Here is a 17,420-nt window from a genome sequence, read left to right as displayed (position 1 = left end):
GACGATGCGCATGATGTTGGCGAGCGGTCTCCTCACCGCTCGATCATCCGAAAATAACTTACGCGAACGTAAAGGTAAATATGCCTGGCCGCTGCTTTTGCAGGAAATTGCACTGCTGCGAAGCCCTTTTTTGCGGACTGTTTTCGATGCGCCGAGAATGCAGACCGTTTTCGTGGTTAGCGATTGGTTGAAATCGGCAGTTGAATTTTTCGTAAAGATTGAAGCAAAAGCCAGCGTTTCCGGGACCTGCGATGTTTAACAAAAACCCAAGTTTACCAATCGTTTGAACTTTGTTCGTTGCAAATTAAGCATGCGTTTTAAGCGTGTATTGAAACCACCGGTGCATACTCAAATCCATAAGACGAGCAGGGAAAAACACCCGCCGAACCCCTTGGGGGCCGAAAGCCGCAAAAGACGGCCGGCCCCCAGGGCGCCAAAAAAAGGCAAGCAAAAACAGGGACTGCAAGCAGATCAACCAGGCAAAACAGGGACACGGACAATGGCACGCTTTGATATTCAGAATGCTTCGGATGCGACGATGGGTGGTGAAAATCGCGCAGACGTCTTTTGTGAAATGGGTTTGATGTATGCAACCGGGCGTGGTTGTGACGTCGATTTCATCGCAGCCCATAAATGGCTCAACATCGCTGCCATCAAGGGCTCAGACCGGGCCGCCGCCCTGCGCGCCGATCTCGCTGCCAGCATGAACAAGCTCGAACTCGCCGCAGCGCTCCGCGCCGCCCGCGAATGGATGACGATGCACTGATTGAGGCAACAGGAAATAGGAAATAGGAAATAGCCAATAGCCAATAGCCAATAGTAATGGGATCTTTTTTCCTACTGCCTACTGCCTACTGCCTACTGCCTACTGCCTACTGCCTACTGCCTACTGCCTACTGCCTACTGCCGACAAGCTACTCCAATGCCGCAACCACCTGCGGCAGGGCTTCTTCCAGCAGCGCCATGTCCGCCTCCGGACCGGTGCTGATGCGGATGCAGCGGTTGAGCGGGGCAACACCCGGCATGCGGATGAAGATCCCGTGTACATCCATCAGGCGATCAACGATCGCTCTCGAGAATGCAGCATCCCGTCCACAGTCGATCGCCACGAAATTCGTGGCGGATGGTAGGGGCACAAGACCTGCATTGCGGGCGATGGCCGAAATCCGCGCACGGCTGGCGGATATCCCGGTGAGAACGTCCTTCAGATAATCCTGATCGGCCAGTGCCGCGAGCGCGGCCGCGGTTCCGATCCTGTTCATGCCGAAATGATTGCGGATCTTGTCGAAAGCCTGCACGGTTCCCGGCGTGCCCACAGCAAAGCCGACACGCGCCCCGGCCAGACCGTAGGCCTTTGAAAACGTGCGGGTGCGCAACACATTCGGCATCTCGATCAGCGAGGCGACCGAGGGCAGGGCACTGTCCGGGCCAGTCTCGCAATAGGCTTCGTCCAGGATCAGAAGTGTCGTCTCCGGCAGCGCCCGGGCAAAATCGATCACGCGCCCGGCATCCCACCAGCTGCCCATCGGATTGTCCGGATTGGCAAAATAGACCAGCGGCGCATCCTCGCGGCGCACCGCGTCGAGCAAACCGTCGAGATCTTCCCTGTCTTCGGCATAGGGAACCGTGACAAGACGCCCGCCATGGCCGACGACATGGAAATTGAACGTCGGATAGCTGCCGAGCGAAGTCACCACAGGCATGCCTGGCTCGATGACGAGGCGGACGATCTGGCCGAGCAGCCCGTCTATGCCCTCTCCGACAGCGATGTTGGCGGGCGCAGTTCCCAGATGGGTGGCAAGCGCCTGCTTCAGGTCATGGTTTTCTGGATCGTTGTATTGCCATGTCTGGCTGGCAGCCCTGGCAATGGCGTCGAAGACGGACGGCGCCGGACCGAAGCCGCTCTCATTCGCGCCGATGCGCGCTGCGATCGTGCGGCCGCGCTGGCGCTCGATGGCTTCGGGACCGACAAAGGGGATGGTGGAAGGCAGGGCGTTGACGAGGGGCGTGAAACGGGAAAATGCCGACATTGCAGTGTGCTGAACCTGAACCGGAGGGAAACAGCGTTCAATCTAGCGGCGTTTGAGCGGAATGGAAACCAGTCCATTCGCCCGTTTGCTGCGCTTCCGAAACGATCGTTTGGCCTGCAGTTTGCCGCGCCTCAATGCTTTTTCAGCGCCTGTCCGGTGAAGAATTCATAGCGCACGATTTCATGCAGGAACTTTTCGTCGATCGGCTTGATGAAATGGACGCCGACCCGGTTGTCCTTGCGGTAAACCTCGGCGCAGCCGATGCGCTTGTTGGTACCGATGATGTTGAGATAATAATGCTGCGGCAGGCCCATCGTCGTGTTGACCGAGAAGGTGGCGCCGCCGAGCGAGATATCGATCATCTTGCAGGTGCGCGTCGTGACGCCGCCGAGTGCCGGCCGCACGGCCATCAACGTGCCGACTTGGCCGATGTTGAAGTGCTCGTAGCGGCGCGTGTACATTTCGGATTTCACGACGGATAAAATCGACGACTGCGACATGGTAAACCCTTCAGTGGCTCTCTGCTGTCCGCCGGCAACCTTGGTTTTTCAGCCTTGGCGCCTTCGAGACGGCGCAGGTCATGTTCGGACCTGTGTTCCGTCTTGCTGCATGTTTGCGCAGGAACATTGCAATCCGTTGAAAGCATTCACTAAAATTTTAGGTTTTGTCGCTCCCCGGGAATCGGATGCCGGATGCCGAACGCGCGCTCAGGAGGCCGTGCCGGCCAGGCTTCTGGCAAGGAAGTAACCGCAGCTTGCGGAAAATGCCGTGACAAACGTGCCCCAGGTCATATCCACAATGCTCATGGTCAGCGGCCAGCCCTTCAGCGTCGCCAGATTGGTGATGTCATAGGTACCGTAGGCGGCAAGGCCGAGGACAGCGCCGTAGACAAGCGCGATGGTGAAGGATCCGGACTTGAGGCCCGGCAAGACGGCAAGCAGGACGACGGCGCCGGCAAAGAACACATAGAACAGCGCCGCGATCGTCAGATTGGGCGAAGGCAGCATCATGTCGCCGAGCTGATCCCGATAGAAGGTCTTGGCGACAAGCCCCAGCCAGATGGCATCGGCAATGAGAAGGGACGTGAAGGTCCCGGCATAGGCGATCAAAAAGGTCTTCATCCGACGCTCCCTTGTTTGTTCTGTTACGAACTGCCGGAAGAGCTGGATTGAACCCCGTGCGAAAAAAGCGATGTGGGCCGATGCGACGCCTATAGCGCCGCGCTGGAGAAGGCCTGCCGGATCAGCCGTCTGACGAATTCCTGCGTCAGCGGCACGTTGAAGCGAACGCCAAGCTCCGTTCCCCGACGGTGGACCTGCGTGCACCCGGTTTCCTCCGGAAAGCCGACGACCTCCAGGAAGAAATTCTTCGGCAGTTCGATCACCGGATTGAAGTCCAGCATCGCGCCGCCGATGGAGATATGGCGCAGCAGGCAATTGTATTTCGTCTTTGCCTTCAGGTGCTGGCCGATGATCAGGATCCGGCAGGGCCGCTCAATGTAATAGTGCTTGTGTGTGGTGGTCAGTTGACCTGGCTTTGCGTCAGCAACGTGCATCAGCATGGACATGGGACGCTCCGGAAAGGGTTGGTTCTTGACTGCGGCTCTGCTCGCCGGTCCATGTGCGGGCAGAGCCAAACTCTGCCTGCTTTTGACGCAGCGTCAAGACCATTTGCGCTGTCAGCCTTGCACTGGCCTTGTGGCGGCCTTTCGCAAGCGAGCGCTTGATTAAAAAACTTGAAAGGCAGACATTGAAAGCATCGGGGCCATACGTAATAGTTTGACACGAAGGGCAGTCGAGGGCACCAGCCGTGGCGCCGTCATCGGGTCTGTTCAAAAGACATAGCCGATGGTCAAGACATGCCGGACGTTCAGGCGAATTGCCAGACCCTGCATCGGCAAACGGGATTGCCGGCTATCGGTTCGGATTGCGGAGGAAGAAACATGATAAATGGTCGTTCATGGCGGTGGCTGCCGTTGTTTCTGTTCGTTGTCTCGATGGCCTTCGTTCAGGCGGGCCAGGCGCAGGCAAAGCGCGTGGCGCTTTTGATCGGCAATGCCGCCTATCAGGCGACATCGCAGCTCAACAATCCCGCCAACGACGTCGATCTGATGAAGGCATCCTTTGAGCAGGCGGGATTTGATTCCGTCACCACGATCCATGACGTCGATCGTGCCACCATGGTGCGGGCTCTGCGCGATTTCGAGGACAGCGCGACAGGCGCGGAAGTCGCGATCATCTATTATTCCGGCCATGGCATGGAAATGAACGGCCAGAACTATCTGCTGCCGGTCGATGTCAATCTGAAGACGGACAAGGATGTCGAGGATGAAGCCATTCCGCTGGAGCGCATCCAGCGTTCGCTGGAGGGCGCGACCCGGCTGAAGCTGGTGATTCTCGATGCCTGCCGCAACAATCCGTTCGAGCAGTCGATGACCCGTTCGATCTCGACGCGTGCGGTCAGCCGCGGCCTTGCCCGTGTCGAGCCCGAATCGGCCGATCTGCTGGTGGCTTTCGCCTCCAAGGCCGGCACGGTCGCGCTGGACGGTGAAGGCAAAAACAGTCCGTTTGCAACGGCGCTGTCGAAATACCTGACCGAACCGGGCGTTGATGTCCGTATCGCCTTGGGCAAGGTCCGCGACGAAGTCGTCAACGCCACCAATCGCGGCCAGGAGCCCTTCGTCTACGGATCGCTCGGCGGCGCGCAGATCTTCCTCAATATCAAGGAAGTCAATATCAACGTCACGACAACAGGCAACAGCACCCAGGAAGTCTCCCCGAACGGCCAGTCTGAAGCCGCCGCCGACTGGCAGAACATCCGCGACCTTGCCGACAAGGATCTGATCGACGTCTTCCTCGCCAAGCATGGCGGGGATCCGGTCTACAAGATGCTGGCCGAGAAGAAGCTGAAGCTTCTGACCGAGGCGGCCGAGACCAGCAATGTCGCGCCGGACGAAATCGCCTGGGATGCGCTCAGGCAGTCGACCGATGCAGCGGCCCTGACCCGCTTCCTCGAGCGTTATCCGGACAGCAAGCACAAGGGCGAGGCCGAGATCCAGATCGCAGCACTTGCGCCGCAGCGCGGGCTCAATATTTCGGAAACCGGCAAGGACACGCAGGCGTCAAGGGACTGCTATCTTTTGGCTGGCGAGCCGCAGTCGATGCCCGGCTTCCTCGGCGTCAATTTCCTGAAACTCGATTCCAACCGGGCACTGACGGCCTGCGCCCAGGCGGTCAACGAAAATCCTGACGACATGATGCTCGTCAATATGCTCGGCCGGGCCCAGGATTCCGGGCGCAACTATCCGGAAGCGCGCCAGAACTATCAGAAGGCGGCTGACGGCGGCAATATGTATGCGCTGACCAATCTGGCCTGGTTCTCGATCTACGGCACCGATGGCGCGCTGGATGTCGAGAAGGGCCGGCAGATGTTCCTGCAGGCCGCCAATGCCGGCAACTCCTATGCCCAGGCCTCGCTTGGCTGGCTCTACCGCGAAGGCTATGGCGGCATCCCGCAGGATTACAATGAAGCCGTCCGCTGGTACCAGATGTCGGCCAACCAGGGCTATGCCAATGCCATGGCGACGCTGGGCTGGTTCTATCGCGAGGGGCTTGGCCTGCAGAAAGACCTGTTCCTGTCGCTCTCCTGGTACCAGAAGGCGGCGGAAGCGGGCGACGCCAATGCCATGTCCTCGCTCGGCTGGGCCTACCAGAACGGCCTGGGTACGGCGCAGGATTATCTCGAGGCGAAGGCGTGGTACGAAAAGGCCGCCAATGTTGGCGATTCCTATTCCATGGCGCTTCTTGGCTGGTTCTACGATGTCGGCAACGGCGTCCCGCAGGATTACGCCCAAGCGCGCGCCTGGTATGAAATGGCCGCGAATTCCGGCAGCGCCTATGCCATGGGCAATCTCAGCCGGCTCTACGACTATGGCCTCGGCACGAAATCGGATGCGCGCGAGGCTGCCCGCTGGGCTGCGGCCAGCATCGAGGGCGGCGACCCGGCCAAATTCCAGGAAATGAAGTCGTCCCCGAACAATTTCACCCCGGAATTCCGCAAGGCGCTGCAGGCACTGCTCAAGGACCGCGGTCTTTACAGCGGCCCGCTCGACGGCGATTTCGGCGCATCGACGCTGAATGCCATCGACCGCCTGGCGAAAAAGACCTGATCGCCGGATACAAACCCTGCCGGGCCCTGATGGCCCGGCATCCGGACCGTGCGCACCGGCCGCCAGCCGCCGGAAAAGCCGGTTTCGCCCGGATCTTGGCGTCATACCCACCGACATACCGTCCGCGCCAATGCGGATCATCCGTACACCCACCGCAAAACCCCGCTTTTTTCATCCCGCTCCGAAAAAAGCCTTGCAATGACACCTATTGGACTCTAGTCAGGCGCTAACGGAGAGGTGGCCGAGTGGTCGAAGGCGCTCCCCTGCTAAGGGAGTATACCCGGAAGGGTATCGTGGGTTCGAATCCCATCTTCTCCGCCACTTGCCTTTGCCAAAGCGTTCTCCCCTTCCGGCCAAGCCCGGATTTTTCCGTTGTTTTCGGGGGTTATGCACGTGTGGCTGAGCAGTGGCCCCGGCACCAGGTGAGCTGGAAGCGTTCTCTCTGGGCCAATATTCTCCGGACCTCATGACTTTTCAGATTTAGTGCTCAGCTTTAAGACGTTGAATGTGAATGGATTTTTTCAGTGGTAGCTTTCGTGAGTTTCCAAAAACGTTCGGCTCGCGGACAAGACTGGCGTCGGAAAAACGCTGTCGAAAGCTGACTTTTCAAGTTTCACTCTGGCCGAGCGCGACTTGGTTCGTCTCTGGGTCCCATTCAAGATGTTTGCATTGACCCCGCACCGCCCCAGCTGGATAGGTGGATTGCGGCTTGATCCCCGCGCCGACGACATTGCCCACTAGGCGGTCTACCGCAGCTGCGACCCACGGTTCGTTGCGTGCATACCACACGGCCCGCAGCGCCGTCGTGGTCGCGTCCGGCAGGATCGCCGCGCTCCGCCCATCGACCGTCCGCGCCCCTTCCCAACGCCGCCTACTGCCCGCAGCGTCGAAGCCGCGCGTGCGCGAGAAGCCGAGGAGGCGATTGCGAAGCGTCGATATGGCGCCGAATCTCTCATTTCAAGCCTCTACGGGGTGTCCGAGTGGTTGGGACTCGTCGGGAATGGTCGGTACCCAACCGACCACCTCGCTATCAGACGCCGATCTTCTCGATCATCTGTGTCCGCATATCTTTGCCATCCAAGGTCTTCTCAACCACGACGAACAAGCCCTTGCCACCGCTATTTCTTTCCCACAACTGGCCAATGGTCCGTTTTTCGGCAGTGTCTGCGCCGTCGGCGATATGCGCGCCCTTGTATTCGACAACGAGCAGTTTGCCGTCCTCCATCTGAGTTACGAAGTCTGGATAGAACTTGTCGGTCGCAGTCGGCAACCAGAACGAGTTGGGGTGGCGTGCAACGTTTCGGATCCAGAACTTCAGGCCGGGCAAGCTGTCGACGGCCTGCGCACACTGGAATTCCTCACCATTCTCCGCGCCGTCGAAGGCAGGAACATTCTCCGGGCCAAGGAAGTGTCTGCGGGGTTTCCAGCGCCCGCGATATCGGCGCTGATCCCAGTACATCCCGTCCTTGAAAGCGAAAGCCTGATCGAACGAAACATCGACCTTGGCCTCTGGCGCGAACAGGTATCGCTGGTAGACGCCGTTGCGTTCCTGCTGGCGAATGGCGGCGAGCTTTTCACGAACCTTGCGGGCGAGGATGAACTTGCAACGCATCAACGCCGCGATGTGCATGCCCCGTGCGGTGATCAAGTGGCCAACGAGGTCGCGCAGCCACCGCAGCAGTTCGCTTTGGTGAATGTCCGACTGGCGCACCTGCCGGTCGAGCCACAGCACCAATGCCTCCGGTGTCCAGCCATCGACATCGACATCCAAGGCCAGTTGCTCGGCCTCATCGGCGAACTGATAGGTGATGCGGTTGCCGTCGAGGTCGATCTCGAAGCTGCGCGCCGTCTCGCGGATCGCAAACTCGACCTCACCCAGCCTGAATGAATGCTTCAACAGCGACCAGTCATGAAATTCCATGAAAACGTCGGTGTCGGCGAACTCGAACGCGCCTTGAATCTCCGACACCAGCCGCGGAACTCGGAACGTTTCGCCCTGTTCTGCGGGCGAAAGCTGATCTTTCACCTCGACGCGATACTTGGTGACGGCCGCTGAAAAGCCGCTCCGCTCGGTTTCGGGTAGGGCTTGGATGATCGCCTGTTCAAGGCCGCCATCGACGCGTCCCGTTACGGCGATCTCGACCTTGCCATCCTCGGTCTCGCGGACGGTTACCCCGTCACGCTTTTTCAGTTCGGCAACCATCTCAGGCGTCGCTATAACCGTGTGCGTGAAGGTTGGCTTAGGCTTGTCACGCGGGCCGAACAGCCCGGTGTCCACGTCGAGCGAGGTCTGCGCTGGTTCGATGTTGGCGACCGCCTCGTCCTCTTCAAACCCCATCGCCACCAGCTTGTCGGCTAGTGAGCGAGCCGCCACGCCAAAGGATGGCTCCGACAGGAACGCATAGGCGCGGTTCAGATCCTCTGCCTTGCGGCGCTTGGCATAGGGCATCCGAAGGACACGCCCCAGCAACTGCTCAACGTCCACCGCACTCTGGATCCGTGAGACCGAGCAGAACGCATAGGCAAAGGAGCAGTCCCAACCCTCCTTCAGCGCTTCGACGGTAATGACGTATTCGATGGGGCATTTCGGATCGAACAGGTTGATCCCGTCCAGTTCGCGCTGATCACCTGTCGCCACGGCGATCTTGTGTTCGGCAATCTGCTCAACCTCGATCAGATGCTTTTTCAGCACCTCGACGGTCACTTCCTGGTTCTTCGGCTGCGCCTGAAACAGGACGATAGGGCGGATGTAGTCGGGATCCTTGTCGGCTTCCTCGGCCAGCGACGCCCGCGATGAGATGGCCCCGTTCACCGCGTTCTGCCAGGTGTCATGCTCGGACAGCATGATCGGTAGCTTGATCATCTCTGCCAGCTTCAATTCCTGTGCGGTCACACTGTGCAGGATGTTGGAATTCAGCCGCGGCGTCGCCGTGAATTCGATGATCGCCGACGGATTGACCCGGCCCTGCATCTCTCGCGTCAGGCCGGTGACGGCGTTGTGCGCCTCGTCCACGATCATCAGCGGTCGGTGAATGTGCATGAGGTTGGCAAACGAGAACTTCACACCGCCGCCTTCCAGCGTTTCCAGCCCGGGCAGGGTCTTGGGCAGCGCCGTAAAATGCGGCTCCATGTTCTCATTGTGGGAATAGACCTTGCGCCCTTCGGTGTTCGACACCCGCAGAGTCTGGATCGTGCCCACGACGATGCAGCAATGGTCGCGGATATCGTGCGGGCGGATATGCGTGAAATCGGCGATGTCGAACACGCGCACCCGGCCGTCGAACGCTTCGTCCAGTGCCTGACGATAGGGATGGCGGGCGTTCTTCAGCGCCTCGGCTGTTTGCAGGCGGATGGTGTTGGATGGCACCAGCCACAGGACCATGGGATAGTCCTTTTCCACCCACGCATCTCTCGCAATACCGATGGAATGGGCGGCGAGGATCGTCTTGCCGCCCCCGGTGGGCAGCCGCAGGCAGACGTAAGGCACGGTCGGCAGTTCCGCGAGCGGGGTGTAGCTGCCGCCAAAGCGCCCCAGCCGCTTGGCCTGCTCAGGCTCTTTGGTGATCGCCTCATAGGCGCCCTTCGGTCCCGCTACGCGAGCCTCTTCCAGGAACCGGCGCAGGGTGGACAGAGTATCGGTCTGATATTGCTTCAGTTTCATCAGATGCCCCTTACTTGCGTGCTTTGACGTCGTAGGGCGTCTGCTTGAAGGTGATCCGCTCGCGGTCGAGCGTAACGGGCGTCAGCCGGGATTGCTCGCCATAGACGGTCAGGGGGCCGTCAAAGTCTGGTGCCACCTTGGCGATATCGTCGCGGATCAGGGCGAGCGTCGCGCGGGTCAGCACGTTGCCACCCGCAGGCCGCTTGTCGCCGAGGATACCGTTGTAAAGCAGGGCATGGGCGCGGCCGTCATGGATGCCGAGCAGCGGTCTGTCACCCTTGCCGTCCCAAGGACGGTCGGTTTCCGAGAACCAGACATGCGCCGCCAGCACAGGGAAACGGATATCTTGCCGGATATGGCCGCCCTCGTCGAACACCGGCGGGCCGAGGCGATAGAAGCGGAACCCGCCGCCGCCCGTCCAGCCTGCGCTTTCCGAAATGCCGCCCTGTTCGCCGTCGATGACCTTTTGCAGACGCGGCACGCAATGGGTGCGGGCGTGGTCCCCCATCTCGATGCCGATGTAGCGGCGGCCCATCTTGTGAGCGACGGCGGCGGTGGTGCCGGACCCGAGGAAGGAGTCGAGCACGAGGTCGCCGGGGTTGGTGGCCAATTCGAGTATTCGCTTCAAAAGTCGCTCTGGCTTGGGTGTGTCGAAACCTTCTTCCCTACCAAAAAGCAAATTAGTTTCCTTCTTGGCCTCATCCGTGTGGCCAACATCGGTGTGCGGCCACCAATTGTGAGGTGTCATGCCGTCTCGAACTTCGGACAAAAATAACTTCAAGGCGGGAACAGTATTTTCGCCTTTCAGACCCCACCAAAGCCGACCCTCTCGCACGTGCTCTTCGTGCGTCGTGCGCTCATACTTCCAAGCCTTCTCTTTGTTTTTGACGACATTTCCAGTTACGGGATTGATGATGTCAAATACAAGGTTCGGTCGCTTCTTTGTGCTAGCCTGATTTAGGTAATCCACAGCTTTCCATGGTCCGCGGGGATCATCGTCTGGACAAGAGTATCTAGCGGAAGCGTCATCAGACCGTGGCAAAAGATTATTCTGAAAGGCCGGAGATTTTCTATAAACTAGGATCAAGTCACAGATAGTAGCTATTCCCTTGAAGTTATTGCTAACACTATACTTTCTTTGCCAGTTTATCTGCCTAACAAAATTTCTTCTGCCGAAGACTTCATCACAAATGACCTTCGCGTAGTGCCCTTCATTTTCGTCAAGGTTAATCCAGATCGACCCATCGTCTGCTAACATGTCGCAAAGCAGTTCCAGCCTTGGCCACATCAGGGCCAGCCACTGGGTATGTTCCAGATTGTCGTCGTAATGCTCGAAGGCCGACCGCGTGTTGTAGGGCGGATCGATGTAGATGCATTTCACCCGGCCCGCATAGAACGGCAGCAGCGCCTTCAGCGCCTCCAGATTGTCGCCCTGAATCAGCATGTTCCCCGCGCCACCGTCGCCCGCCGACAGGCTTGGGTCCTCCTCCAGCAACCGATAGGGCACGCGGGCCGCCGTGCGGATGTCGTCGTCTCGGGTCAGCCAGTTCAGAATGGGCATCGGTTACTGTTCGTCCTTGCTGATCTTGTTGGAAGGCGAAACCGTCCGTCCCGTCAGCCGTTCATATTCCTCGACCGCCAGCACCACGACCACCGGGCGACCGTGTTTTTCCACCACCACCGCTTCGGCGCGCGCATCGTCGATCAGCTGGCCGAAGTGATGCTTGGCCTCGCGGGCAGACATGGCCTTCATCGGCCCCTCCCTGATTTGTGGTCAGAATGACCATAATGGGGTGGCATGGTCAACCGCCATTACCCCATCGACAATGATCGATTTGGCAGACCGACAAGAGCCGATGTGATTATCGGGGTTGGAACACCTGATGCTGCTGCTTCCATTCAAGCGCAACCGGCTCCAGCAGCCCCGCCAGCGTCAACTCCGGTCCCTGGGTGCCGTCAAGGATTGCCTCGACGATCTCCGGCGCCAGCAGCGTCATCCGCATGACCCGCGTCATGTAGGACGGCGCAACCTTTTCGTGTTCGGCCAGCTCAGCGATGCTCGCGAAGTCACCTAACTCCAGCATCCGCTTCCACCGGAATGCCCGGGCCAGCGCCCTGATCAACGTGTTGTCGGTCTGGCGAGGCGCACGTGCGCCCGGCGGCAGGACCATCTCCTTGCGCCCGCCACGCTTCACGATGCGGAACGGGACATGGATGGTGATGGTTTCGGGGATTGCCTTTGTGCGGGTCATGCAGCTTCTCCAACATCGGTGGTCATTTCACGCTCCAGCGCGGCCAACCCATCCATTCGCAGCCGGACGTTCATTCCCTCGGTGCCGATGTCGACCCGTTCGACCAGCAGCGCCACAATGCGGGCCTGTTCGGCGGGGAACAACTCGTTCCACAGAGGGTCAAGCCGGGTCAATGCATCCCGCGCCTCGGCTTCGGTGATTTCGTCCTCCTGCGCGCGCGCCGCTTTTCCTGTGCCAGCAACGATTTCCGGCTGGCGGAACACAGCGCGCAGTTGGTCGATGACGGCGGCTTCGATCTCGCCCGCGGGAATGCGACTGACCGGGCATGATCCAGCACCATGTTTTAGGACAGTCTGGCTGACGTAGTAACGATACAACCGTCCCCCTTTGCGGGTGTGGGTGGGCGAAAACGCAGCGCCATCGGGGCCGTAGAGCAAACCCCGAAGCAGCGCGGGCGTGTCGGCGCGGGTCTGGGCTGCACGCTTGCGCGGGCTTACCGTCAGGATGGCGTGGACCTTGTCCCATGTCGCGCGGTCGATGATCGCCGCGTGCTCGCCGGGATAGCTGGTGCCCTTGTGTACGGCGTTGCCGATGTAGACCCGGTTGTTCAACATCCGGTAGATGAACTTCTTGTCGATGCGGTGGCCGCGCCTGGTGTTGACGCCCCGCTCGGCAAGTTCGCGCGCCAGCACCGTGCCCGATCCGATCTCGATGAACCGGGCGAAAACCCAGCGGACATGGGCGGCGTCAGCGGGGTTTTCGGCCAGTTTCCGGTTCTTGACCTCGTACCCGAGCGGCGGGCAGCCGCCCATCCACATGCCCTTCATCCGGCTGGCGCGGACCTTGTCGCGGATGCGTTCGGCCGTCACCTCGCGCTCGAACTGGGCAAAGGACAGCAGAATGTTCAGCGTCAGCCGCCCCATCGATGTGGTGGTGTTGAAGGATTGGGTCACCGAAACGAAGGTCACGCCGTTGCGGTCAAACACCTCGACCAGCTTCGAAAAATCCATCAGCGAGCGGGAAAGGCGGTCGATTTTGTAGACGACCACCACATCAACCAGCCCGTCCTCAATATCGGCCAGCAGCCGTTTAAGGCCCGGGCGTTCCAGCGTGCCGCCGGAAATGCCACCATCGTCATACTGATCGCGCACCAGCACCCAGCCCTCGGACCGCTGGCTGGCGATGTAGGATTCGCAGGCCTCGCGTTGTGCGTGCAGGCTGTTGAACTCCTGCTCCAGCCCTTCCTCGGAGGACTTCCGGGTGTAAACCGCACAGCGCAGTTTGCGGACGACGGGTTTGTTCGGTGCGTTCATGCCGCCCTCCGATGGTTTTTCAGCCCGAAAAACACCCAGCCGTTCCAGCGCGTGCCGGTGATGGCGCGGGCAATGGCGGAGAGCGACTGATAGGGACGGCCCTGCCATTCGAACCCGTTTTGCAGAACCGTGACAACCTGTTCGGCACCCTGCCACTCCCGGATCAAACGGGTGCCGGTGATAGGACGGTCGCGATCAGCGCGGATGCGACGGGTTGTGATATTGCCGCCATCAAGCTGTTCGCCCAAAGCCTCCAGCCGCTTGATGGTTTCGGGCTTCAGCCCGCCATAGGCCAGTTCCTGGATGCGGTAGGCCAAGCGGCTTTCGAGGTAGCGGCGGTTGAACGGCGGCGGTTCGGTTTCGAACAGGTCGCGCCACTGTGCCTTCAGGTCTGGCGTCGAGGTGGTCTTCAGCGCAGCAAGGCGCGCGGGGATGGGGTCGGGCTTCGTCATGCGGTTCTCCGGTGGGTTGGAGTTGCATGAAGGCATTGGTCGGGCGGACAGTGTAGGCAACTTTCTCCAGTCGTGTCAGAGACTTCGATCCGGTCCGGCATCCGCAGCCGGATCAGGCCGAGCGCCAGCAACGCGCAGAGTTCGGCGCGACGCTGGGCGGGAGGCATCTGGTCCGGCATCAAGGCGTTTGGGCGTTTCATGCCTGAGATTGTTTGAGAGGGCTTCATGCAGCGAAGTGGTATGCAGTTGGCCTAAAAAAACAATCAGATTCAATATGTTATCATGGTTCTGCGGGTTGGTTCGAAATCATTCAAAGACGCCGACAGCGCGCACCTCGCCTTACACGAGCATTATTGGGGCTTAACAACGCCCAAAAAGAGAATCATCATCTGTGCAGGTCTGAGTTGACCAAAAAGGACGATAGGAGCGCGCCTACCCGTTTCGAGCGCCGACAAGGTTGAAAGAAGAGTTAATGGGGCATCAGCGACTTGGAAAACTGCCAGCATACCGCCTTCTGCCCGACATCATTCGTTTTCTCGTGGACGGCGGTAGCCCAACCGAAGAAGTCGTCGATCAAATTACTGAATTCGGCCGAGACGCCCTGAATTTTGCGTTGAAAGACGATGTCTTTATCGAGGCGCTCTGGCTGTTGGTTCGTTTGCCCCAGGCCGCCGCGAGCAAAGATCCTACAGCAGCTCTTGCTGAATTGGGGATCAAGGTTTCCGCATTAACTTCGGTCGCCGATATCCTTTTCCAATACGATCAGACCGTAGAGCGGGTACAACGCCGACTTCACCAAGGCACCACGGACCTTGGCGAGGTCGCCCGAAGAGCCGGGCTGTCCGCTTTAGCCGAAGGACTGCAATCGAACTTGCCTTCCTTGTGGAGTCCTAGCCCGGCGGATGTGCATTCGGCGCTTGCAGGACTGAAGGGGACCGAAAAGTTCGCGGGGCTGGCGCACAATTTCTACGCCGGTTTCGTCGACCGCGTTATCCACTATTACATTGATCGAAATCTCCACCACATGGTCGGTCACGACCGGATCGCCCGTTCCATCCATGATCTTGAAACCTTCAACGGCGCGATCCGGCGCCATTGCAATGAGTCAGCATTGATCATGCGAACCTTCGCTCGAGATTGGCTGGGAAAAAATCACTACAGGGACGGGAAAGCAATTTCTCGCGCCGACGTGCGTGCTTTTTCGTCGCATGCCGCTGATAAGATTCGGATCGAGCTTGCAATTCGGAAAGGGAAACCATGAAGCAACACCTTGTCGAATGCGGAGTTAATGCGCCGGCTTCAGAAGGCGCGATTGCAATGAACGTTCAAGGCCCATCAAAGAACGTGAACTTGCGTATCGACTATATCAGCCGGACGATGCTTGGTAACCTTCCAGATCTATTGATCGATCTGCTGGAAATCGCTTCCTATGTCTATTGTGCCGATCAGCGCCTTGACCGAGGAACCGATAAACTTTCGAAGTACGGCGAAAACTGGCGGCGTAGCCTGAAGTTCTTGATCCCAGTGCGCGAGCTGTTGGTTTGGCAAGACAGCGAAGTCCAGGAAGCACTCATCGACACACTGGGCTTTCTTTCCGACGATGCCTATTCGTTCGAATTCCGACAAGCCATGGCACCTGTCCAGCCCAAGGAGCTGTATTTCCATGACTTGATCGACCCCGAAGACGAGCACGACGGCGTCGCCTTGTTTTCAGGTGGGATCGACTCCTTCGCTGGCGCGGTCACAGACTTGGTTGCCAATGGTCGGTCGCTAACCCTCGTCGGACACTATTCATCCACCAAGGTCCGGAATGTCCAAGAGCACTTGATCGCCGAACTGAAGCGACGGGGCCATGAACACCGATTGTCGTTCATACCGGTCTGGGTAAGCAACGAAAACGTCACGGCGCGGGAATACACCCAGCGGACGCGTTCTTTCCTTTTCGCCTGCCTCGGCTTGGTCGTTGCGCGGATGTCAGGCAAGGACGCGTTCAGTTTCTATGAGAACGGCGTGGTCAGCATCAATCTCCCGTTGGCCGGTGACGTGATCGGCGGCCGGGCAACCAGGACGACCCATCCGAAGGTCCTACGGGGACTTGAAAGGCTGTTTTCGCTTTTGCTGGAACGCCAGATCCGGATTCAAACGCCGCTTCAATGGTTGACCAAGACGGAGGTGACCCAACTGATCGAAGCGGGGGGTATGGTCGATCTTCTGAGCAAGACGGCCAGTTGTACTCGACCACGAAAGTGGAACGAGAAGCAAAAGCACTGCGGGCTTTGTTCGCAGTGCATTGATCGTCGGTTCGGCATACTGGCCGCTGGGCTGGGGAATTACGAGGCGTCGGACCTCTATATGAACGACCTGCTTCTCGCGAACCGGGACGATGGCGACGAACTGCGGATGGCGCTGGCCTACGTGACGCTGTTCAAGAAGGTATCAGCAACACCGAAGGAAAGGTTCCTCGTTGATTTTTCCGAGATCGTCTCTGCCGTCGGCCATTTTCCCGACATGCCGGCCTCGGAGGCGGGCGACCGGCTGTACGATTTGTTTCAGCGGCACGCCAAGGCAGTGGAAGATGTGATTTCGTCGGCGGTCAAAGAGCACAGTACGGCACTTTACCGGAACGAAATTCCACCAGCATCTCTACTTGCTGCTTGTTACAGCAGAAAGGTCGTCGAACAGACTCCGCCTTCGAATTACGACGCGGAGGCCAAAGCGTTCATGGATCGGCTATCGACGCCGATCTTGGAGTTCGCCTTCGACAAGGACCAGAAGCGCGTCCATTTCCGTGGCGGGCTGGCGCTGGACGGCACTAATTTCAAATTGGTCAGCGCTCTGATGGATGCCTTCAGGTTGGCAAAGACAAAACGGTCTGAAGTGCCCTACTTGCCAGCGCCGGATCTGGCGACGGCGCTGAATATTTCTGAACAGGCAATGCGCACACAGGTCAAGCGCCTGCGCGACGCCATCGAGCCGTTGGCAGTGTCGATGGGCATTCCGATGGGTCAGGACACGTTCATCGAGACGAAGGAACGGTCTGGGTATCGAATCAATCCCCTGTGCCGCGAGATTTCAGTCGCTGACATTCTGGATCCGACGCCGCCCCGCGACTCTGCCTGAAGAGCGGTTGTCACAGTAGGCCGAGGTCGATGTCACATCTGGCTTGAGTTGGCCCCGGTTTTCCGGGGCTTTTTCACGTCCGGATGTCATAAGAAAAGCGACGCCTGATTATATCAAACCAGGCGTAACGCGTTGAAAATGCTCGTGTGTCCAAGTGCTTCGGCGCGGCTGGACATACCCGGAGGCAATTCAACGGAGGCCAGCATGTCACTCAGGCATCTGAACCAGATCAATCTCGCCGATCGCTGGAACATTTCGCACCGCACCCTCGAGCGGTGGCGTTGGACCGGTGAAGGTCCGCAGTTCGTCAAGCTGGGCGGCCGGGTCGTTTATCGGCTCGAAGACGTCGAAGCGTTCGAACGTGGTCAGGTACGCGCAAGCACATCGGCCAAGCCCGAACTGAAGTCGGCGTAAGGGGACGGCC

At 59.1% G+C, this 17,420-nt stretch carries 17 protein-coding genes and 1 tRNA gene; 7 read left to right on the top strand and 11 right to left on the bottom strand.

The window, feature by feature from the left end; genetic code table 11:
• Nucleotides 1–4: 4 nt before the first annotated feature.
• Nucleotides 5–259, top strand: coding sequence for a hypothetical protein (locus AX760_RS26700; RefSeq protein WP_139276076.1), 255 nt, complete (start codon nt 5–7; stop codon nt 257–259).
• Nucleotides 260–499: 240 nt separating this feature from the next.
• Nucleotides 500–766, top strand: coding sequence for an SEL1-like repeat protein (locus AX760_RS09850; protein WP_071832710.1), 267 nt, complete (start codon nt 500–502; stop codon nt 764–766).
• A 148-nt stretch (nt 767–914) separates the two neighbouring features.
• Here the strand turns inward: AX760_RS09850 and AX760_RS09845 are convergent, their stop codons facing one another.
• The 4 genes from AX760_RS09845 to AX760_RS09830 all read right to left on the bottom strand — a co-directional run bounded on the left by AX760_RS09845 (nt 915) and on the right by AX760_RS09830 (nt 3,597).
• Nucleotides 915–2,030: a pyridoxal phosphate-dependent aminotransferase gene (locus AX760_RS09845; RefSeq protein ID WP_071832709.1), complete on the bottom strand. Its 1,116-nt coding sequence runs from the start codon at nt 2,028–2,030 to the stop codon at nt 915–917.
• Between the two features lie 131 nt (nt 2,031–2,161).
• On the bottom strand, nt 2,162–2,530 hold the full coding sequence (locus AX760_RS09840) for a PilZ domain-containing protein (protein WP_071832708.1): 369 nt from the start codon (nt 2,528–2,530) through the stop codon (nt 2,162–2,164).
• A gap of 207 nt (nt 2,531–2,737) precedes the next feature.
• Entirely contained in the window at nt 2,738–3,151 is a 414-nt protein-coding gene (locus AX760_RS09835; protein WP_071832707.1) for a DUF2177 family protein, read from the bottom strand.
• An 89-nt stretch (nt 3,152–3,240) separates the two neighbouring features.
• Complete coding sequence (locus AX760_RS09830; RefSeq protein ID WP_071832706.1) at nt 3,241–3,597, bottom strand: PilZ domain-containing protein; 357 nt, start codon at nt 3,595–3,597, stop codon at nt 3,241–3,243.
• 375 nt (nt 3,598–3,972) lie between these two features.
• Between AX760_RS09830 and AX760_RS09825 the strand changes: the two genes are divergently transcribed.
• The gene (locus tag AX760_RS09825; protein WP_071832705.1) at nt 3,973–6,198 is read left to right on the top strand and encodes a caspase family protein; all 2,226 of its coding nucleotides are present in this window, start codon (nt 3,973–3,975) and stop codon (nt 6,196–6,198) included.
• Nucleotides 6,199–6,429: 231 nt separating this feature from the next.
• Nucleotides 6,430–6,519: transfer RNA gene (locus tag AX760_RS09820), tRNA-Ser, on the top strand.
• Between the two features lie 285 nt (nt 6,520–6,804).
• Here AX760_RS09820 and AX760_RS28160 read toward each other — a convergent pair.
• From AX760_RS28160 to AX760_RS09785, 7 genes are all read right to left on the bottom strand, one after another.
• The gene (locus AX760_RS28160; RefSeq protein WP_083531135.1) at nt 6,805–7,137 is read right to left on the bottom strand and encodes a phage portal protein; all 333 of its coding nucleotides are present in this window, start codon (nt 7,135–7,137) and stop codon (nt 6,805–6,807) included.
• A 91-nt stretch (nt 7,138–7,228) separates the two neighbouring features.
• Nucleotides 7,229–9,859, bottom strand: coding sequence for a DEAD/DEAH box helicase (locus tag AX760_RS09810; RefSeq protein WP_071832704.1), 2,631 nt, complete (start codon nt 9,857–9,859; stop codon nt 7,229–7,231).
• 10 nt (nt 9,860–9,869) lie between these two features.
• On the bottom strand, nt 9,870–11,420 hold the full coding sequence (locus AX760_RS09805; protein ID WP_071832703.1) for a site-specific DNA-methyltransferase: 1,551 nt from the start codon (nt 11,418–11,420) through the stop codon (nt 9,870–9,872).
• Between the two features lie 3 nt (nt 11,421–11,423).
• The gene (locus tag AX760_RS09800; RefSeq protein WP_071832702.1) at nt 11,424–11,612 is read right to left on the bottom strand and encodes a type II toxin-antitoxin system Phd/YefM family antitoxin; all 189 of its coding nucleotides are present in this window, start codon (nt 11,610–11,612) and stop codon (nt 11,424–11,426) included.
• Between the two features lie 109 nt (nt 11,613–11,721).
• Nucleotides 11,722–12,111 (bottom strand): hypothetical protein, encoded by a 390-nt coding sequence (locus AX760_RS09795; RefSeq protein ID WP_071832701.1) that lies wholly within the window; start codon nt 12,109–12,111, stop codon nt 11,722–11,724.
• Nucleotides 12,108–13,424, bottom strand: a complete 1,317-nt coding sequence (locus AX760_RS09790) for a recombinase family protein (protein ID WP_071832700.1) — start codon at nt 13,422–13,424, stop codon at nt 12,108–12,110. The genes AX760_RS09795 and AX760_RS09790 overlap by 4 nt, the downstream gene beginning before the upstream one ends.
• Nucleotides 13,421–13,876, bottom strand: coding sequence for a DUF2924 domain-containing protein (locus tag AX760_RS09785; RefSeq protein ID WP_071832699.1), 456 nt, complete (start codon nt 13,874–13,876; stop codon nt 13,421–13,423). Before AX760_RS09785 ends, AX760_RS09790 begins: the two co-directional genes overlap by 4 nt.
• 457 nt (nt 13,877–14,333) lie before the next feature.
• Between AX760_RS09785 and AX760_RS09775 the strand changes: the two genes are divergently transcribed.
• The 3 genes from AX760_RS09775 to AX760_RS09765 all read left to right on the top strand — a co-directional run bounded on the left by AX760_RS09775 (nt 14,334) and on the right by AX760_RS09765 (nt 17,410).
• Complete coding sequence (locus tag AX760_RS09775) at nt 14,334–15,137, top strand: hypothetical protein (protein WP_139276478.1); 804 nt, start codon at nt 14,334–14,336, stop codon at nt 15,135–15,137.
• Nucleotides 15,134–16,996 carry a 7-cyano-7-deazaguanine synthase gene (locus AX760_RS09770; RefSeq protein ID WP_071832696.1) on the top strand — a complete coding sequence of 621 codons (1,863 nt, stop codon included), beginning with the start codon at nt 15,134–15,136 and terminating at the stop codon, nt 16,994–16,996. Before AX760_RS09775 ends, AX760_RS09770 begins: the two co-directional genes overlap by 4 nt.
• Nucleotides 16,997–17,200: 204 nt before the next feature.
• The gene (locus tag AX760_RS09765) at nt 17,201–17,410 is read left to right on the top strand and encodes a helix-turn-helix transcriptional regulator (protein ID WP_071832695.1); all 210 of its coding nucleotides are present in this window, start codon (nt 17,201–17,203) and stop codon (nt 17,408–17,410) included.
• The last annotated feature ends 10 nt before the right edge of the window (nt 17,411–17,420 follow it).

It is taken from the genome of Pararhizobium antarcticum (assembly GCF_001885585.1).
In the GTDB taxonomy this organism is placed as follows: Bacteria; Pseudomonadota; Alphaproteobacteria; order Rhizobiales; family Rhizobiaceae; genus Pararhizobium; species Pararhizobium antarcticum.
This window is presented reverse-complemented; position numbering and strand designations above follow the sequence as displayed.

Coding starts and splice junctions, on each gene's coding strand:
- AX760_RS09845 (WP_071832709.1), bottom strand. CDS start 2,030: ATGTCGGCATTTTCCCGTTTCACGCCCCTCGTCAACGCCCTGCCTTCC.
- AX760_RS09795 (WP_071832701.1), bottom strand. CDS start 12,111: ATGACCCGCACAAAGGCAATCCCCGAAACCATCACCATCCATGTCCCG.
- AX760_RS09830 (WP_071832706.1), bottom strand. CDS start 3,597: ATGTCCATGCTGATGCACGTTGCTGACGCAAAGCCAGGTCAACTGACC.
- AX760_RS09835 (WP_071832707.1), bottom strand. CDS start 3,151: ATGAAGACCTTTTTGATCGCCTATGCCGGGACCTTCACGTCCCTTCTC.
- AX760_RS09785 (WP_071832699.1), bottom strand. CDS start 13,876: ATGACGAAGCCCGACCCCATCCCCGCGCGCCTTGCTGCGCTGAAGACC.
- AX760_RS09840 (WP_071832708.1), bottom strand. CDS start 2,530: ATGTCGCAGTCGTCGATTTTATCCGTCGTGAAATCCGAAATGTACACG.
- AX760_RS09770 (WP_071832696.1), top strand. CDS start 15,134: ATGAAGCAACACCTTGTCGAATGCGGAGTTAATGCGCCGGCTTCAGAA.
- AX760_RS09825 (WP_071832705.1), top strand. CDS start 3,973: ATGATAAATGGTCGTTCATGGCGGTGGCTGCCGTTGTTTCTGTTCGTT.
- AX760_RS09790 (WP_071832700.1), bottom strand. CDS start 13,424: ATGAACGCACCGAACAAACCCGTCGTCCGCAAACTGCGCTGTGCGGTT.
- AX760_RS09810 (WP_071832704.1), bottom strand. CDS start 9,859: ATGAAACTGAAGCAATATCAGACCGATACTCTGTCCACCCTGCGCCGG.
- AX760_RS09765 (WP_071832695.1), top strand. CDS start 17,201: ATGTCACTCAGGCATCTGAACCAGATCAATCTCGCCGATCGCTGGAAC.
- AX760_RS26700 (WP_139276076.1), top strand. CDS start 5: ATGCGCATGATGTTGGCGAGCGGTCTCCTCACCGCTCGATCATCCGAA.
- AX760_RS09805 (WP_071832703.1), bottom strand. CDS start 11,420: ATGCCCATTCTGAACTGGCTGACCCGAGACGACGACATCCGCACGGCG.
- AX760_RS09850 (WP_071832710.1), top strand. CDS start 500: ATGGCACGCTTTGATATTCAGAATGCTTCGGATGCGACGATGGGTGGT.
- AX760_RS09800 (WP_071832702.1), bottom strand. CDS start 11,612: ATGAAGGCCATGTCTGCCCGCGAGGCCAAGCATCACTTCGGCCAGCTG.